This is a genomic window from Candidatus Symbiopectobacterium endolongispinus (assembly GCF_018777385.1).
Lineage (GTDB): Bacteria > Pseudomonadota > Gammaproteobacteria > Enterobacterales > Enterobacteriaceae > Symbiopectobacterium > Symbiopectobacterium endolongispinus.
The window spans coordinates 1,199,012-1,214,325 of the sequence record NZ_JAFJYB010000001.1 but is presented as its reverse complement, the minus strand read 5'-3'; the positions used below and the strand labels follow the sequence as shown (position 1 = coordinate 1,214,325).

The window sequence follows — 15,314 nt, the reverse complement described above, 5'->3', positions numbered from 1 at the left end:
ACATTTTTGAATAAATAATCGAAGAGACTTACCCGCAGCAGAGATAATAATCAGAAAACAAACGGTCGTTAATGCACGTATTGCCCCCTTGCCTTCAAGCAGGGGAGTAATATTATTGTTTTATCAATCACAGAATACGCCAGGCGGTATTAAAATATTAACATCACTGCAGAACAGCAATTTTGTGGGTTTCATTAAAATGTAATTCGCACTCTACTCTGGCATTAGGAAGGTAATTTGACTTCAATTGCATAAAAGGAATAGTTATTTCCCAGCTCGGTATTTTACTACCCTGATGAATACGGTTATCAGACAAATAAATAATAGCGAAGTAGCCACCACGGTGCTCATTTTTAATAATCTCATAACGATAAAACAGGTTATCATCCTGATGCTGAAAATGAGTGTTTCTTTTAATATACCCAGTAACATCTTCCATGCCCCCCTAATGCCTAAACTTTTTTCATCGGCCATGGCTGGAAAAACCTTAAAACAAGGCGTCAAAAACACGGCACGGATCGCTACTGACAAAAAAAACCACCGTCATCAACAATACGGTGAGGTTTTATCTGGCAACATCACTTTTTCTTGGATGTGCCCTTGCCTTTATCTTTTATCAACTGTCTGATCTTTTTCAATTCTTTCTGGCTCAATGGTTGTTCAACAACCTCTTCAGTATGCTGGTTATCTACATCAGCCTGCTCAGCATCGACGCTATCCTTAGCAGCAATAGTAAAACTTTTCGCCAAACGCGCCGCCACTTCTGCACTAATGGAAACCTGATTTTCTAAGGCAGCCGCTTTGATTTGCTCTTTCAACTCTTGAGGGATCTTTAAGGATAAACTGGATACCTCACTCATTTTCTTACCTTTCTTTAAGAGACAAAGGGACACGATATGTTAGTCGTATGATGAAGTCTAGCATGACACAAAAATTTAATATTTCCGTCATGAAAAAGACACCACGCTACGCAGGCTCAGTCAGTTACCTATTTCGACACCGCTGTGTGATAGTCATCATACACAGAGCAATCATGGGAACATCACAGGTCTGCAACCTGAATTATTGCGAAAAGAGATGACAATAATAATTATTGGTAAGCCAATTATTTTACTTACAATGGAGAGAAGGTAAATGATTTGCGATCGGTGCCACAACATCAAACTTAACGCGTTGATCATAATATATTAACACATTAGAATAACGCGCCGCCACGAAAAGGAACCTGCTGTGTCACACCACGCCGTCTGGGAATTTATCAAGCATGCCTACTTGTTGGGTGCCATCATTGCGATGGTGATAACGTTTTCGCTGAGCCGAGATAAATCCCTGTTGATGCGTTTTCTGGCCTCAGCACTGATCGGGCTGACCTGGCCGCTCAGCTTTCCACTGGTATTACTGTTTTCACTGCTGTAGCGGCGCGTCCTGACGGACAACGCCGCACAACAACAAAACGCTATCTGACGACCAGTACTGTCGTCGTTGCATGACGAACGATGGCCGCAGCATTAGAACCAAGCAGATAGGTTTTAACATTGGGTCTGCGTGAGCCGACCACGATCAAATCCGCACCAATCTCTTGCGCTAATTGCAATGTCTCGTCGCGTGGAGACCCAAAGCTTACGCTATAGTGCACACGCTCAGCCGGAAAACCGGTCTTTGCTACCAGCGCTTTAAGCACCTCGTTTGCTTTGACCACGGCTTGATTCTCAAACTCTTTGATACCAAATGAGTAGGCAGACATGAAGGCGGAGGCATCGGGCAAGGCATGAAACAAGTGAAGCATGGCATCCGACGCCTTTGCCAACTGTACTGCATGCTGCAAGGCGTTTTGCGTTAATCCATCTTCTTCCAGATCGATAGGGACCAGTATCATCGTATACATAGCAGCTCCTTATTGCAGCTTCCCGCTTAAGAAAAGCATATCTCACCTCCGTATGATGTAAAATAACGCTTTATAAATCTGTGAGGTAGGTTTTCTATGGGCGATCTTTTCTTACGTTTGTCTCGCTCTGCATTTCGACAACGTTTTGCTCTCGGGCCAAAAGAGTTGAATTATCTGAATCAAAAGGGCTTCGATGTCATCAAGCAACATGCTGCCGATTTCGTGGCCCAACGCTTAGCGCCCACCGAACCACGCAATGATGGCAAACAGACCCCAATGCGCGGCCATCCTGTATTTATTGCGCAACATGCCACCGCGACCTGCTGTCGGGGGTGTTTAACAAAATGGCATGGTATTGCAGCGCACCAAGCGCTTAGCCAACAAGAACAAGACTACATCGTGAGCGTCGTGATGGCATGGTTGGAACGGGAAATCGCCAAGCGAGAGCCAACGATACAGGAATAACAGCGGTGTGCCGCCAAAGTGGACTATGCCAGGCACCGATTTACGCATCAGCAACGCGGGCTATAACATGTCCTTTATGCCATCAGGAAACACGGCTAGCACATCACTTAGCACAGCCGTCTGATCGATCCAGCGCATCACAATCGGCATACCATTGGACTCAACCCCGTGAACCACATCACGCTGATAAAAGGCCTTATCGGCAAACTGGCCTTCATAAACAAAAACGATTTCGTGACCCGGTTTTCCGTTGTATTCGAAAATATTCTCTGATACGCCCAACAACGTCAGATCAACGGCATCAGCGCCAATCTATTCTTTGACTTCACGGATGGCCGCAGCCTCAGAGGTTTCACCAAAATCAACGCCACCGCCGATGGGTAACAAATAATGCGAGTTCTTGACCGGGTCGTGCCCTTCCGCTAACAGCACCCGCCCTTTGTGGCGGAAAAGGCAGACCGATTTCGCTCTTATCTTACTCATAACTAATGCTTCCTTAACAAAAAAGGCCGAGAAGATTACCTGAGGTGGTGAAAGCAAATTGAGATCGCGATCAAAAAATGATCCTACTATTTTTAATTTCGCGCTTTTCCAACAGCATAGCCAAAAGTAGCTATTATTTAAAGCCCGTTTAGGGTGTATATCTTAGAATTCTCGTTGACATTTAGTCAGGCTGTTTTTATCGCAGAGGATTATCTATCGAATTACTTAACTCAAGGAGTTTTACCATGTTGGCAAACGAAAATGTATTTATCAGCGTACTCGCTGTTATCGTGGCGGTAGGTTTTATTATCGCTTTCTTTAGCCCTAAATGGGATGACTGATGAACACTGATCCCCCCCAATCGATGACTCCTCTCGTGCCATCATGGCTAGAGAGGAGGTAACTTTTAATTTGCTTCCTAACTATACCGTTCGCTCATTACCCTCCGCTTACTCATCTCACCGTTAATCTCACTAAACCAATGATTTGCGTCTATCCGGTAATTTAGCCACAATTATCGTGGTTACCATCCAAATTGGATCCCTGAAAAAGTAGCATTATCGTATTTCCCCACTTTGCTCAGGAAAATACGAATGTCGATTATTGAAACATTGGCTACGCGTACCGCTTTGACATCATCAGCATCACGCCTGGTTGCATCGCAAGGAAATGCTTTCGATATTGAGTTAAAAAAAGCGGTAGCGAAAGAACATCCAGCTCAACAAGAAAACTCGGTCAGTGCCCAACCAGAGCTAGTCTCCCACCAGTCTACTGCTGCACAGGAATTGCAGGAATGGCTTGAGATGTCTCCTGAGGATCGACTCTTTTTCACGGTTCTGGCCTCGATGGGGATCTCCAAAGAAGAGTTTGAGGCTATGCCGCCCGAAGAACAGAGTAGAGTCACTCACAAAGTCCAGGAAAGCATCAAAGAGAGGGCAAAGGAAGGTTTGCAAACGCAAATCGCCTGACTGTAGTAGCAGCGTAAATAGGGCCACCTGGAAAACAACACGGGTGGCACGATGCCAACCTCTTTAAGCATGATATTCAGTCACCGTGCTCAACGAGTGCAATTATCCGAATGAGGCTAGCGGCAAAGTTCCTTAGAAAAATCTGCACTCCCCCGACCGCTGACACAACGCTGACTGATATCTTTGCTGTCTATTTCCCAGGAGTCATCCCTCTTTGATAATTGATAGACATAACGCATTGCAGCCACTGAATCGTCAGTGGGAATATCTTCCTCAATGGTCACGGTTGCACGCTCAGGAGACTCAACGGAATCACCGGATACCGTCTGCTTAATAAGTAACGTCGAAGGAATTTCCTGAAAGCCCTCCCCTCTGTCTTTTAACGCGATAATGAGCGGTACAGAACTATCTGCCTGCACATGATTGTTGCTCTTGTTACTGTCTTCCGCCTGTTGCGCATCGCATCCTGATAACAACCCCATCGTTAATACCGCTATAGTTTTAAATAATTGCATGAGACCACCTAAATTTTTATTTGTATGACAGTTAATTAAAAATAAGCGCCGATCATGTCATAGGCAATATTTCGTTCTTTAGGAAAATGATGAGTTTCTATCAAAAAACGAAAGCTATTTTGTTGTTATTTAGGTTTTAACCATGACTTGGCCATATCCGCCGTTTACATCAGGATATGGGTAGAATCAGAGTGCGCTCACAAATTACATATTATTAATACGGTTATCTCAAAAGCACCTTGCCTTTAATGCTGTACATAAATGGGTCTTCCCCTATCATGGTGGGAGACTTATAACAACATGTTTAACCTGCCGTAATGGAACATCACTGCCACCTTAAAGCGTTCTTTGTTCCGGTATCCTCTGGACTTGATCCGCAGCAGCCTTATCTTGCTGTTTAGTGACTCTGCATTACCGTTTGATACCCTGTGTTTCATGGCATTCAGGATCCCGTACAGTCGTTTACGTAACGTCCGGGCGGCGCTGCTTAGTAGCGGGACACCAACGTCTTTTGCCATCCCTATCCATTCCAGCCACAGACGCCTGCTGTGTTCGTCATACCGGCGGTTCCAGAGTTCCCGGGCCAGCGCCTTCATTGCCCAGCAACGGCTGGTATCAGGCAGAACCATCTGCGCTGCTTCCAGTCTTTCTGCTATTCGACCATGACGTTTATGGCGACCGTACAACCACAGATAACGGGAACGATGTGCACTTTTTCGTGCCGGTAACGGGATGGTTTTCATCTCCAACTGTCGTGTTTTATCTACGACGGCACAGAGCATTTTCGCTACATGGAAGTGGTCGAACGCGATCTTCTCCACCGCGTTAGGCAGATGGAGCCGCGCTGCGCTTATATAGGATAGATTCATGTCCATCGACAGGGTTTTAATGGATTCAATCTGGCGGTCACCCAGACTCCGGAGATAGCCAGCAAGACTTTCAACTCCGCGATCATCTTTGAGTTCCAATGCCTGTCCTTGGGTATCAGAGATAACGGTGACGTACTGATGCCCCTTTTTGAAAGCGACCTCATCAACACAGAGATGACGTGCGGCCTGAGGTGTTTTTCGACGGGCCAGTCCACGCTTAACCGCCCGTTGCATAATATTATCGACAGCATTCCAGCTCAGCCTCAGCTGTTTCCTGACGGCATCCACGGTGCTGATTTTCAGCCATGAGATAACGAACGACTCGAACAACAGCGTATACCGGCTACCGGGGCCGGCCCATGGAACAGACAGCGTCTGGTAGCCATGCTCCGGGCACATAATACGGGGTACATCAGCTTCGACTATTGTCGCGAACTGACAGGTATCGAGATGGCGCCATTTACGATGTCGGTGATCGTGAATAGGACAAGATTTCCCGCAGGTTGGACAGGTTAACTGAGTGTTTTTCGCAATCTCAACTGTAACGGTAACAGAACCGGCATTTTCATCGAGAGAAAGAGACTTTACCTGCCACGGAATAGACAGGTTGAGGATATGAGCGTAGAGAGACTTTTCGTCCATGGTGGTGACCTCTGGCGATTTAATACGCCATTATCATGCCTTCAGCCACCACAACAAGGGAAGACCCAATTACATACAGCATAGCATATCTTCACCCGTTGGAAACTACCCACTCAACCATAGCGAAATTCAACCCCTTGGGTCCCGACGGGAAAGGTCCATTTCTCCAGAATGGTGTCCCCGCACAGCACGCGGCAGGTACCGCACTCCAGACACTCTGCGGAATCAAACAGATATTGGCCTCGCTCATCCTGTTTATACAGCCCTGCCGGGCAGGCTAACATCAGCTTGTTGAACTCCACCGGGTCAGGGTTAGCCATCAGTACAATGTGCGGATTGCCCTCATCAACATAAAACTTGTTAACCCCCAACTTGATATCCACATTGACGTTACTCATAGCGAACGCACTCCCTTGAAGCCATCTTTAAGCATGTTTATGACGCCCACCTTACCGATGTGGGAGAGCATCTTATTACGCAGCGGACGTTGCGGGCCGTTAACCGTGAACAAATCCTGCATCATGCCCGTCATCATCGCCGGATAAGCGCTGAAAAAACGCGGATTGTCTAAAAACGCAGGCAAGTTTTTATACAGCGTCATATCTTTGATAACGAAGCTTTCATCCAACAGCATCTGATAGCCAGACAGCCCCTGTCGGCTGAAATCGTCGCGCTGTTTGGCAGCGATAATAGCTTTGGCGGCAGCTTCGCCAGAGGCAATAGCCAGATCCATCCCGCGTACCGTATAGCCAACGTTCAGACAGAAACCGGCAGCATCACCAGCAATCAGCACACCGTCTCCGATCAGTTCCGGCACCATATCCAAACCGCCTTCAGGCACCAGATGCGCGGAGTATTCCAGCAGCTTGCCATCGCAGACCAACGGGGCAACCAGCGGATGTTGCTTGAAATCCTCCAGCAGTTGCGGCACGCTTTTGGCCAGCTTGTCTACGTTGTGCAAGCCGAGCACCAAACCTAATGAAACGGTGTTCTTGTTGGTATACAGGAATCCTCCCCCCATCAGCCCCTCAGAAGTCGTGCCTGCAAACAACCAGGCCAGCCGTCGTCTCCTGAACAACCGAAACGCTCGGCCATCTGTTCCGGGGTAAACGCCAGCAGTTCTTTAACCCCCACTGCCACGGTATGGGGATTAACATGACGCACCATGCCCAGCTTTTCCCCCAACAGTGAATTAACCCAGTCAGCCAGAATCACCACGCGCGCTTCAATTTCGTCTTCGCCCGCCCTCACGCCGCATACCTTGCCCTCACGCACGATCAATTCATCGACGCGTACGCCGGGGATCAGTAGCGCGTCCGCCGCCTCTGTCCTCCCATCAACCAGGGATCGAACGTGGCACGTAACACGGTGTAAGAACACGCCTCGGGCAGCGCAGAAGCCGCGTGCTGGTAGTCCAGTGTGACACCGCTATCCGCCGTGAGCATGGAGATTTTCTCTCGTGTGACCTGCCGTTCCATCGGTGCGCGCTCGGCAAATCCCGGCATGATGCGCTCTAGACTGTGGGCATAGAGCCGCCCACCCGTCATATTTTTTCCACCCGAGACATTGCTGCGTTCGATCACCAGCACATCCAGCCCGGCTTGTGCCAATACGTAGGCGGCTGTGGCACCGGCCAGCCCTCCCCCCACGATGATGGCGTCAAAAATATCGTCTGCCATAGTGTGTTAATCCTTTTCCTTGCGTTAACCGTTTAACCTGGCGGTCAATACCGGGAGAATTTTATAAAGATCGCCGACGATGCCGTAATCAACGCTGTTTAAAATCGGGGCATTCTTGTCTTTGTTGATGGCAACCAGCGTCTTGACGTTATTCACACCGACCATATGCTGGATCTGCCCAGACACACCGGAGGCAATATAGAGATCGGCGTGCAGCGTGGTACCGGAAACGCCGATATAGCGCTGATGTTCCATCCAGCCTTCCCCCCTCTGCAATGGGGTGCGAGCAACCCACTTCCCCCTGAATCGCCCGAGCCAGTGCCGTCGCCAGTTCGACATCCTGCTGTTTGCCAAAACCCCGCCCGACGCCGACCACACGCTTCGCCTTGGCGAGATCGACCGTGCTGCCGGGTTTAGACCGACGTGAAATCAGTTTCAGCGGATGCGCCGGCGGAATAAAAGCGCCCGGTTTTACACTCGCACTAGCTGTGCCGTTAACGTTTCCCTCAGCGCTACTGCCGCAGGTGACCACAGCATAAGGCGAGAGCAACTGTTGCGTTTCATGAGCCAGACCACCGTAGAACGGATAAGAGGCAAACACGCCGTCTTCTTCCACTCGCAGGTGAATAACATCGTTGACCACAGCAGTATTAAGTTGTGCACCCAGTCGAGCGGCAATGGCCTTGCCACGTTTGCTGGCTGCCAGCAACACCAGTGCCTGAGGCCACGATTCGCGAATAATGCTGACAAACGACGGCACATAGTCTTCGCTGATAACACCTTCCTGAGGCGTGAAGCGATACACAATATTGGCGCCAAGATTGACGCATGCCTTCACCTGCTGTTCATCTCCCACAAATAAAACGTTAACTTTCTCGCCCCACTGGCGGGCGTTGGCAATTAATCCGGCAAGACGATCCGCACTGTCGGCGTAAACAAAAACAAGAGGTAATAGCGTAGCCATGATGGATTCCTTGCGTAGGGTTATTGATTCAGCACGTTACGAAGATGATCGGCAAAGGCGGCGATATTATCGTCCGAATCGCCTTCAATGCAGATGCCAAGCCTGTCGGTCTGTTCCGGTGCACAGGCACTCGCACGGGTAGCCGTTAGCGGTCCGATGTCACAGGCCACATCAGCCAGACTCCATTGGGTCACCGTTTTTTTACTCGCGGCGAGAATTGCCTTCATTGAGGGCAGGCGTGGCGTGTTGATATCCGACGTCACGGAGATCACCGCGGGCAATGTCAGTTCCAGTTCTTCAACCACATCTTCGAGATCGCGTTCAACGCGCACTTTATCGCCGACAACCGTGATTTTGCTGACCGCATTGACGCAGGGCAGATCGAGCCGCTCGCCTATCTGGATACCGGTTTGTTGTGCATAGAGATCGCCAGAACCTTCGCCACAGATAATCAGATCGAAGCCTAGCTTCTGAGCGGCGCAGGCCAGAATCTGTGCCGTTTCGGTTGGATAGCCCCGTCACAGGCGTCATCGGCAATCACCGTCAACGCATCCGGCCCTCGAGACAGCACGTCCTTACGAATTCTGGCGTTTTCCAGCAGGGTCTTACTGCCCACACTGAGTGCCGTCAGTTGGCTATCGGGCTGTTCGCTTGCTAGCACCGTTGCCGCCTCTAATGCATTGAGATCGTAGAGGCTGATTTTCAGATTGGCATTATCCACACACAGCGAACGATCGGCGTTGGTGGTGATGTCTTGCTCGTCATGGACGATTTTGCAGCAGGCGATAAGTCTCATAGTGAGTACTCTCCCTAAAGATGCCTGAAAAAATAAGAGTGATTGAAACGGGCCACAAGATGCAGGAGATCACTGTGACCAACGGGTCAGTAGCCTGATTCAGGCCAAAATATGTTTAGCGATCACCATGCGTTGTACTTCGCTGGTGCCTTCGAAGATCTCTGTCAGCTTCGCTTCCCGCATCAGTCGTTCAACCGGGTAAGACGAGGTGTAGCCCATGCCACCATGCAATTGCACTGCTTTTTGAGTGACATAGGTGGCGGTTTCAGAAGCATAAAGCTTGGCTTGTGCGGCTTCGCGGGTGTAGGTGTGTCCGGCCATTTTGGCGGCGGCGGCACGATAGACCAGCATGCGGGCACAATCAACCCGGGTAGCCATCTCCACCAGCATCCACTGTACCCCTTGATTGGCGGCAACCGGTTTGCCGAACTGAATACGTTCTTTGGTGTACGTGAGCGTGGCATCGAGTGCACTTTGGGCAATGCCCAGTGCAATCGCCGAGCAACTGAGCCGACCGCCATCCAGCGTTTCCATGGCGATAGCAAATCCTTCCCCTCCGCACCCAAGCGACAACGGGCAGGCACCACACAGTCGCTAAAGCTGACGGCACAGGTATCAGAGCCGTTCATCCCCATTTTCTCTTCCGGCAGTCCGATACTAATGCCGGGGTTATCTCGCTCAACCAGAAATGCGGTAATACCCTTCACCCCTTGGCTTTTGTCGGTCATAGCAAACACGATAAAGAATGCCCCCTGCGGTGCTGCGGTGCTGCGGTGCTGCGGTGCTGCGGTGCTGCTGTGATCCAGAGCTTGGAGCCATTTATGATATAGCTATCGCCCTGATGCATTGCGGTAGTCTGCTGTGCAGCGGCATCGCATCCGGCGCTCGGCTCAGACAGACAGAAACAGCCAAGGCTTTCCCCCGTCACCACTTTTGGCAGCAAGCGCTGCTGTGTTTGCGCATCAGCATATTTCTGAATGATTGGTCCGGTCAGGGAACATTGCGATCCCATGATCATGGCATGAGCCGCACTTACCTTTGCCATTTCTTCCGTCGCCAGGATATAGCTGACAGCATCGGCATCGCTGCCGCCAAATGCCTCGTTAATATTAAAACCAAACAGGCCTAATTCAGCCATGGGAGCAATACTTTCCTGCGGGAAACGGTGCTGTTTATCAATAATAGCGGCAATGGGTTTAATATCGCTGTCCACAAACTCTCTGACCATATTACGAATCAGCGTTTGCTCTTCGTTAAGTTCGAAATTCATATTTACGTCTCCCGATAATTTTTCTGGAATAGCAATATCTATTCCCTGGTGTTTCATTTTTTTCGGTACGCAGTTATAGCGATAATTACCGTGCACCGGAGTAGATCACGCTCTGATTAAAAGAGGGTTTTAGCCGCCGAGTATGGTGATAGAGGCGGGCAACACGGCATAAAGCAGCAGCATAAAGTCCATGGCAACCAATGGAATGGCCAGCGTCAGCATACCGACCGGACCATATGCCTGTTTATGTCTGACACCACACACACTCAGTACGGTAATAATCAATCCGTTAAAAGGCGGCGTAGTACTCATGCAAGCCATGGTTACCACGCGGTGCAATGCGCCCTGATCCACCACCGCCGCCGGAAACATAGAGGCAATCAGCGGTATGGCGATACTGAGCGCCCCCGAGCCGGAGCCACTGATAAACACCAACGCGCCAACAGCAATGGCGGTCACCATCAACGGATTCAGCCCGGAGTGCGCGATCGCCTGAAAGGATTCCTGAAACGCAGGCAGCTTCATGACCAGCGCGCCAAAACCGACGATAACCGCAGTGTTAAACAGAGAAATCACGCCCTCCATAGTGCCTGCGGCAAGGTTGCCAATAATCTCTTTCCAATTGAGATAGCGAGCGTAAATAATCAGTGCCGAAACGATGGCGCAAAACAGTACAATTGCCGGGTCCCATTTCAAAATATTCAGCACCGACAGCAACAGCAGCATCGGCAGCAGCGCAATGATCACATGGGGCTGCGGCTTATCTTTTGCCGCACTTTGCGTAGCATTGCTTTTCCCGGCGGCGGCATCGCCATCCACCCACCCTTCTCCGCTGGCTTTCACTTTGCGAAACAGCCATGACAGATAGAAGATCACCAATGTCGCCTGAAATGCAGCTGTCAATAACCCCGGCACTAATCCCGCGGTGGCTGAGGTGCCGAGAAACTTCATCGGGATCAGGTTCTGGATTTGCGGTGAACCCGGCATGATCATGACAAAGGTGCCCGCTCCTGCAAAATAGACGGCGGGGATCAGCCTGCGCGGCAAATTGGCCTTTTTGAACATGCTGACCATCATGGAATAGACGGTAAACAACGCTACAAACACCGAGACGCCGCCATATGCCAGAATGGCACAGGCTGCCACCAACGAGGGGATTACCGCCCTTTCACCAAACTTACCGATGATGAACGATGCCACGCTGTCAGCCGCACCGCTGATGGCCGTCAGCTTGCCGAATATGGCCCCCAGTACAAAAATAAAAAAGAAGGCACCGAAATAGCTGCCAAGCCCTGTGGTGTAGATTTTTAATATTGCATCCAGCGGATTCAATCCATCTGGCGAGGTTAACCATGCCGTCACGGCTAAAAACAGGCTGGCTGTAAAGACAGAAATAAAGATGTGTATGCCTTTTATACACATCACCATCAAAATAATTAATCCGAGAATCAAACAGAAAATACCCATGATATTCTCTCTCCTATTTATTTATTAGCGTCAGAGATGATTAAATTAAATAACCATCCACCTTCGTTGAACGCGGTTTAATATTCCGCATTCAACCCAGCGTTATTAATTTACCCATCGTCACGCATTCATTTATGCTGACAGCACATCGGCAAAAGTTTGTAACGCGGTTCGCGCCTGCTCATAACTTTTTGTTTGTTGATCGATTTCGATAATAATCTAGGGAATACCTTTCTTATCGAGCTGTTTTTTGATAATGGGTGCATCAAACTCTTCTGGATCGCAAAACTTGGTTAACAGATACACCACGCCCTGCGCATTATTTTTCCGCACCATGTCGACCAATAGACTGCCCCGTTTCTTCTCGGGATCATGTAGCAATGAGCACCCTTAGAGCTGGGAAATCTGCAAGGCCAGGCGATGGTAGGGATCGCTGTCTGGAGGAACGTCTTGCCGGAACTGGCGGGATTCGTGAGCCACTTCATCGGCCACGATTGCCATATGATTGTCAGCAAAAATTTGCAGAATAGCAGGGCTGTCCGCAATGATGCCGGTCACCACAATGTTATGCCCCTCCCACTGCACTGTGGGTAATGCTGTGCACAGTGCGATGATTTCACGCACACACTGGGTGTGTTCGACAACGTCCATGAAATAGCCGTTTTTTATCACGGTGTTGCGCATCAGAGGACTGATTATACGCGGATGGCGAGCGGCAACCAGTGAGAACTCACGCAGCACAGCACGATGCTGATTAAACAGCTCAATGGCGCGATCGAGTGCTTGCGGTGTGACAGACTGTCCGGATATCTGCCCTAACTGTTGGACAATTCGCTGATACTGTTCAGTCAAAAACGCAATACCGGCTGGAATGGCCCGATTCTGTGGGTGTACCAGTTGGATAAAGGGCACTTGCGGCACCCCTACCTTCCAGTTTTGCCCCAGGCATTTCAAGGTGTCGCACAGCACCGGAATCACGTTCATCGGCACCGTGCCTTTCTGATACAGCGATCCCAAAATACCGCCACGCGCATAAAATGCGGTGTAATCAAAGCCGGGCAAATCCTGATCTGGGCCGGTGTCTCCATAGCCAGTGACGCAGGCATAAACCAGATGGGGGAATTTTTGTTTCGGGGTTTCATAATCCAAACCAGCACGATCGCGCGCTTTTGGCCGCCAGTTAGTCAGGAAAATGTCTTCCTTTTCCAGTAGTTGAAATAATATTTTTTGCCCGGTGGCCGTTTTGGTGTTGAGCGCAATGCCGCGTTTATTGGCACTCTCCAGGTCAAAGGTGGTGTTTTCATGCTGATCTAACGGACGACCTTCCGTTGGCGCGGTGTAACGTAAATTATCCCCATCCAGAGATTCTATTTTAATTACGTTTGCTCCCATGTCTGCCAGAATACGTCCGGCAGCAGGCACGGCTATAAAGGTCGCCAGTTCTACCACGGTAACGTCCGTCAATGCTTTTTTCTTCGCCATACTCTTCTCCTTGATCGATTATTTTGGCTCACGGCATAATGTGTGAAATATCATTATTCCCAACCGAAATTTATGTCTTTTCGCTGTTCTCTGTGGCATGGGTTAATAATTTCAACTGCTGGACATCAATTTTCCCGCAGGGGGTATAAGGAAACTGTGCTAAAAAATTAAATTGCGCGGGAATCTTGTAACGCGCCACCTGATGAATTAAAAATTCACTCAGCATTGATTCGTTGATGTGATAACCAGGCTTAACGCAGAGAGCAGCAATAATCTCCTCTCCCAGCGCCCCCGACTCAATGCCGAATACCTTAACAATCTCAATGCCTGGATATTCTAAAATCGCTTCTTCTATTTCTCGTGGGCTGATATTTTCACCACCGCGCACGATGATCTCTTTTAGGCGATAGGAGTAATGTAAATACCCTTCGGCATCCATAAAACCCACGTCACCGGTATGTAACCACCCTTCATTGTCGAGTACGGCGCGCGTTTGTTCCGGGGCATCGTCATACCCCCGCATCACATGGAACCCTCGTGAACAGATTTCACCCGAAACCCCGCTGGGGCAAAGCGCACCGGATTTGGTGTGAATAATCTTTATTTCAACAAAAGGCAGCGGTTTGCCAACTGAAAAACATTTGACGACCAGCGGATCGTTAAACAGCGTTTGGGTACAACAGGGGGACGTTTCAGTCTGACCATAAGAGACGGCAAGATGCCGCATGCCAAGATGCTGCGTAATATCCGATATCAGGCACGGCGAGCAGTAGGCTCCAGCTACGATGCCCTTATCCAGGCTGGAAACATCATACTGCGTGAACGCATCGTGCTGCATAAGGCGGCTGAAAATAGTAGGAACACCATGCAAAATAGTACAACCATAGCGCTCAATGGTCTTAAGCATAGCCTCGGCGCTGTAGTTATTCAGCAACACTATTTTGCATCCCTGATGAAAGGCAAACAGCAGCCCGGAAGAGAGCCCGAAACAATGAAACAGCGGCACAGCCAGACACAGCGTATCCGCGCGCGTCACCACCAAACGCTGGGCAGAGAACAGTGCATTATTAATAACGCTATGATGACTGAGCATTACCCGCTTGGGTGCCGCAGTGCTTCCGGACGTCAGTTGCAATGTCAGCAGATCGCTGCTTTGCACTTGTGCCTGCTGATAATCCCTCGATGACAATGCCGTACCGAGCACTTTTATTTCGTTGAGCGACAATGTGCCAGGAAGTGTTTTCTTTTCCAGGGCAATAGTTAAGCGCAAATGTGACAGTGATGTCTCTTGCACCAGTTCAGCAACCGCGGCCGCGAAGTCATTATCTCGAAAACCGTCCGAGAAACACAGAACATCAATGTGGGTTAAGTGGAGTAAATTGAGAATTTCCCTTTTCTGAAACTGAAAATTAAGGCCAACCACCACCACACTGATGTTAGCGGCAGCTAAAAAACAGATGATCCATTCAACACTGTTTGCAGACCAAAGCCCCAGTCGATCACCTTTTTTAATCCGGAAACCAGTAATCCACGAGCGACCTGATGAACCTCATCACTTAATTCCTGCCAAGTCAGTGACGTCCCACCTTGAGCGGTAATCAATGCCACACCGGATGGATTACGCATCGCTGCTTTATTTAAGCATTCGCCAACGGTGGTCGTTAATAGATTCACAAAAAACCTACTCAGTACTGTTCTAATTCCGTGATGGGTTATTTTCTCAGCCCGTTTTAATGCGTTTATTGTGAAAGTGCGCACGGGCATATTCTTGATAAATTGCGAACTTTTTTCGTCATTTTCACCAAAGAATAAAAATTGTGATTTACGCC

19 protein-coding genes and 4 pseudogenes are annotated in these 15,314 nt (G+C 49.3%); 4 read left to right on the top strand and 19 right to left on the bottom strand.

What is annotated here, in order from left to right; all coding sequences use genetic code 11:
- Positions 1–163: 163 nt before the first annotated feature.
- Together JZM30_RS06130 and JZM30_RS06125 are read right to left on the bottom strand one after the other, a co-directional pair.
- Positions 164–439: a hypothetical protein gene (locus JZM30_RS06130; RefSeq protein WP_252317919.1), complete on the bottom strand. Its 276-nt coding sequence runs from the start codon at positions 437–439 to the stop codon at positions 164–166.
- Positions 440–578: 139 nt separating this feature from the next.
- The gene (locus tag JZM30_RS06125; RefSeq protein WP_252317918.1) at positions 579–860 is read right to left on the bottom strand and encodes an Arc family DNA-binding protein; all 282 of its coding nucleotides are present in this window, start codon (positions 858–860) and stop codon (positions 579–581) included.
- Between the two features lie 370 nt (positions 861–1,230).
- On the opposite strand from JZM30_RS06125, the gene JZM30_RS06120 reads away from it, so the two are divergent.
- Positions 1,231–1,416, top strand: coding sequence for a GhoT/OrtT family toxin (locus JZM30_RS06120; RefSeq protein WP_252317917.1), 186 nt, complete (start codon positions 1,231–1,233; stop codon positions 1,414–1,416).
- 40 nt (positions 1,417–1,456) lie between these two features.
- Here JZM30_RS06120 and JZM30_RS06115 read toward each other — a convergent pair whose 3' ends face one another.
- Positions 1,457–1,885 carry a universal stress protein gene (locus tag JZM30_RS06115; protein ID WP_252317916.1) on the bottom strand — a complete coding sequence of 143 codons (429 nt, stop codon included), beginning with the start codon at positions 1,883–1,885 and terminating at the stop codon, positions 1,457–1,459.
- 96 nt (positions 1,886–1,981) lie between these two features.
- Here JZM30_RS06115 and JZM30_RS06110 point away from each other — a divergent pair, with 96 nt between their 5' ends.
- Complete coding sequence (locus JZM30_RS06110) at positions 1,982–2,350, top strand: DUF4186 domain-containing protein (protein ID WP_252317915.1); 369 nt, start codon at positions 1,982–1,984, stop codon at positions 2,348–2,350.
- A gap of 60 nt (positions 2,351–2,410) precedes the next feature.
- Here the strand turns inward: JZM30_RS06110 and JZM30_RS06105 are convergent, their stop codons facing one another.
- Positions 2,411–2,635, bottom strand: coding sequence for an NUDIX hydrolase (locus JZM30_RS06105; RefSeq protein WP_252317914.1), 225 nt, complete (start codon positions 2,633–2,635; stop codon positions 2,411–2,413).
- A gap of 27 nt (positions 2,636–2,662) precedes the next feature.
- Complete coding sequence (locus JZM30_RS06100; protein ID WP_252317913.1) at positions 2,663–2,833, bottom strand: NUDIX domain-containing protein; 171 nt, start codon at positions 2,831–2,833, stop codon at positions 2,663–2,665.
- 245 nt (positions 2,834–3,078) lie between these two features.
- Between JZM30_RS06100 and mgtS the strand changes: the two genes are divergently transcribed.
- Together mgtS and JZM30_RS06090 are read left to right on the top strand one after the other, a co-directional pair.
- Positions 3,079–3,174 (top strand): protein MgtS, encoded by a 96-nt coding sequence (mgtS, locus tag JZM30_RS06095; protein ID WP_195312406.1) that lies wholly within the window; start codon positions 3,079–3,081, stop codon positions 3,172–3,174.
- Between the two features lie 252 nt (positions 3,175–3,426).
- Entirely contained in the window at positions 3,427–3,801 is a 375-nt protein-coding gene (locus tag JZM30_RS06090) for a hypothetical protein (RefSeq protein WP_252317912.1), read from the top strand.
- A 116-nt stretch (positions 3,802–3,917) separates the two neighbouring features.
- Here JZM30_RS06090 and JZM30_RS06085 read toward each other — a convergent pair whose 3' ends face one another.
- The 14 genes and pseudogenes from JZM30_RS06085 to JZM30_RS06015 form a co-directional block, all read right to left on the bottom strand.
- Positions 3,918–4,316 (bottom strand): hypothetical protein, encoded by a 399-nt coding sequence (locus tag JZM30_RS06085; RefSeq protein WP_252317911.1) that lies wholly within the window; start codon positions 4,314–4,316, stop codon positions 3,918–3,920.
- 290 nt (positions 4,317–4,606) lie between these two features.
- Positions 4,607–5,827, bottom strand: a complete 1,221-nt coding sequence (locus tag JZM30_RS06080) for an ISL3 family transposase (RefSeq protein WP_252317149.1) — start codon at positions 5,825–5,827, stop codon at positions 4,607–4,609.
- A gap of 113 nt (positions 5,828–5,940) precedes the next feature.
- Positions 5,941–6,225: a ferredoxin family protein gene (locus JZM30_RS06075; RefSeq protein ID WP_252317910.1), complete on the bottom strand. Its 285-nt coding sequence runs from the start codon at positions 6,223–6,225 to the stop codon at positions 5,941–5,943.
- A pseudogene (locus JZM30_RS06070) lies at positions 6,222–7,506 on the bottom strand (FAD-dependent oxidoreductase). The gene JZM30_RS06075 and the pseudogene JZM30_RS06070 overlap by 4 nt, the downstream one beginning before the upstream one ends.
- A 24-nt stretch (positions 7,507–7,530) precedes the next feature.
- Positions 7,531–7,761: an FAD-binding protein gene (locus JZM30_RS06065; RefSeq protein ID WP_252317909.1), complete on the bottom strand. Its 231-nt coding sequence runs from the start codon at positions 7,759–7,761 to the stop codon at positions 7,531–7,533.
- The gene (locus tag JZM30_RS06060; RefSeq protein WP_252317908.1) at positions 7,655–8,470 is read right to left on the bottom strand and encodes an FAD-binding protein; all 816 of its coding nucleotides are present in this window, start codon (positions 8,468–8,470) and stop codon (positions 7,655–7,657) included. The genes JZM30_RS06065 and JZM30_RS06060 overlap by 107 nt, the downstream gene beginning before the upstream one ends.
- A gap of 20 nt (positions 8,471–8,490) precedes the next feature.
- Positions 8,491–9,266, bottom strand: a pseudogene (gene fixA / locus JZM30_RS06055) (putative electron transfer flavoprotein FixA).
- A gap of 99 nt (positions 9,267–9,365) precedes the next feature.
- The gene (locus JZM30_RS06050) at positions 9,366–9,839 is read right to left on the bottom strand and encodes an acyl-CoA dehydrogenase family protein (protein WP_252317907.1); all 474 of its coding nucleotides are present in this window, start codon (positions 9,837–9,839) and stop codon (positions 9,366–9,368) included.
- A 74-nt stretch (positions 9,840–9,913) separates the two neighbouring features.
- A pseudogene (locus tag JZM30_RS06045) lies at positions 9,914–9,994 on the bottom strand (hypothetical protein); the annotation flags it as partial.
- Positions 9,991–10,536: an acyl-CoA dehydrogenase family protein gene (locus tag JZM30_RS06040; RefSeq protein ID WP_252317906.1), complete on the bottom strand. Its 546-nt coding sequence runs from the start codon at positions 10,534–10,536 to the stop codon at positions 9,991–9,993. The gene JZM30_RS06040 and the pseudogene JZM30_RS06045, both read right to left, overlap by 4 nt.
- 129 nt (positions 10,537–10,665) lie before the next feature.
- Positions 10,666–12,003: a GntP family permease gene (locus JZM30_RS06035; protein ID WP_252317905.1), complete on the bottom strand. Its 1,338-nt coding sequence runs from the start codon at positions 12,001–12,003 to the stop codon at positions 10,666–10,668.
- 219 nt (positions 12,004–12,222) lie between these two features.
- A pseudogene (locus tag JZM30_RS23540) lies at positions 12,223–13,485 on the bottom strand (2-hydroxyacyl-CoA dehydratase).
- A 70-nt stretch (positions 13,486–13,555) separates the two neighbouring features.
- Positions 13,556–14,944 (bottom strand): AMP-binding protein, encoded by a 1,389-nt coding sequence (locus JZM30_RS06020; protein ID WP_252318013.1) that lies wholly within the window; start codon positions 14,942–14,944, stop codon positions 13,556–13,558.
- Positions 14,932–15,243 (bottom strand): hypothetical protein, encoded by a 312-nt coding sequence (locus JZM30_RS06015; protein WP_252317904.1) that lies wholly within the window; start codon positions 15,241–15,243, stop codon positions 14,932–14,934. Before JZM30_RS06015 ends, JZM30_RS06020 begins: the two co-directional genes overlap by 13 nt.
- Positions 15,244–15,314 lie beyond the last annotated feature (71 nt).

Excerpts from the sequence above, each read along its gene's own strand:
- JZM30_RS06130 (WP_252317919.1), bottom strand. The coding sequence starts at position 439 with ATGGAAGATGTTACTGGGTATATTAAAAGAAACACTCATTTTCAGCAT.
- JZM30_RS06125 (WP_252317918.1), bottom strand. The coding sequence starts at position 860 with ATGAGTGAGGTATCCAGTTTATCCTTAAAGATCCCTCAAGAGTTGAAA.
- JZM30_RS06115 (WP_252317916.1), bottom strand. The coding sequence starts at position 1,885 with ATGTATACGATGATACTGGTCCCTATCGATCTGGAAGAAGATGGATTA.
- JZM30_RS06110 (WP_252317915.1), top strand. The coding sequence starts at position 1,982 with ATGGGCGATCTTTTCTTACGTTTGTCTCGCTCTGCATTTCGACAACGT.
- JZM30_RS06100 (WP_252317913.1), bottom strand. The coding sequence starts at position 2,833 with ATGAGTAAGATAAGAGCGAAATCGGTCTGCCTTTTCCGCCACAAAGGG.
- mgtS (WP_195312406.1), top strand. The coding sequence starts at position 3,079 with ATGTTGGCAAACGAAAATGTATTTATCAGCGTACTCGCTGTTATCGTG.
- JZM30_RS06090 (WP_252317912.1), top strand. The coding sequence starts at position 3,427 with ATGTCGATTATTGAAACATTGGCTACGCGTACCGCTTTGACATCATCA.
- JZM30_RS06085 (WP_252317911.1), bottom strand. The coding sequence starts at position 4,316 with ATGCAATTATTTAAAACTATAGCGGTATTAACGATGGGGTTGTTATCA.
- JZM30_RS06080 (WP_252317149.1), bottom strand. The coding sequence starts at position 5,827 with ATGGACGAAAAGTCTCTCTACGCTCATATCCTCAACCTGTCTATTCCG.
- JZM30_RS06075 (WP_252317910.1), bottom strand. The coding sequence starts at position 6,225 with ATGAGTAACGTCAATGTGGATATCAAGTTGGGGGTTAACAAGTTTTAT.
- JZM30_RS06065 (WP_252317909.1), bottom strand. The coding sequence starts at position 7,761 with ATGGAACATCAGCGCTATATCGGCGTTTCCGGTACCACGCTGCACGCC.
- JZM30_RS06060 (WP_252317908.1), bottom strand. The coding sequence starts at position 8,470 with ATGGCTACGCTATTACCTCTTGTTTTTGTTTACGCCGACAGTGCGGAT.
- JZM30_RS06040 (WP_252317906.1), bottom strand. The coding sequence starts at position 10,536 with ATGAATTTCGAACTTAACGAAGAGCAAACGCTGATTCGTAATATGGTC.
- JZM30_RS06035 (WP_252317905.1), bottom strand. The coding sequence starts at position 12,003 with ATGGGTATTTTCTGTTTGATTCTCGGATTAATTATTTTGATGGTGATG.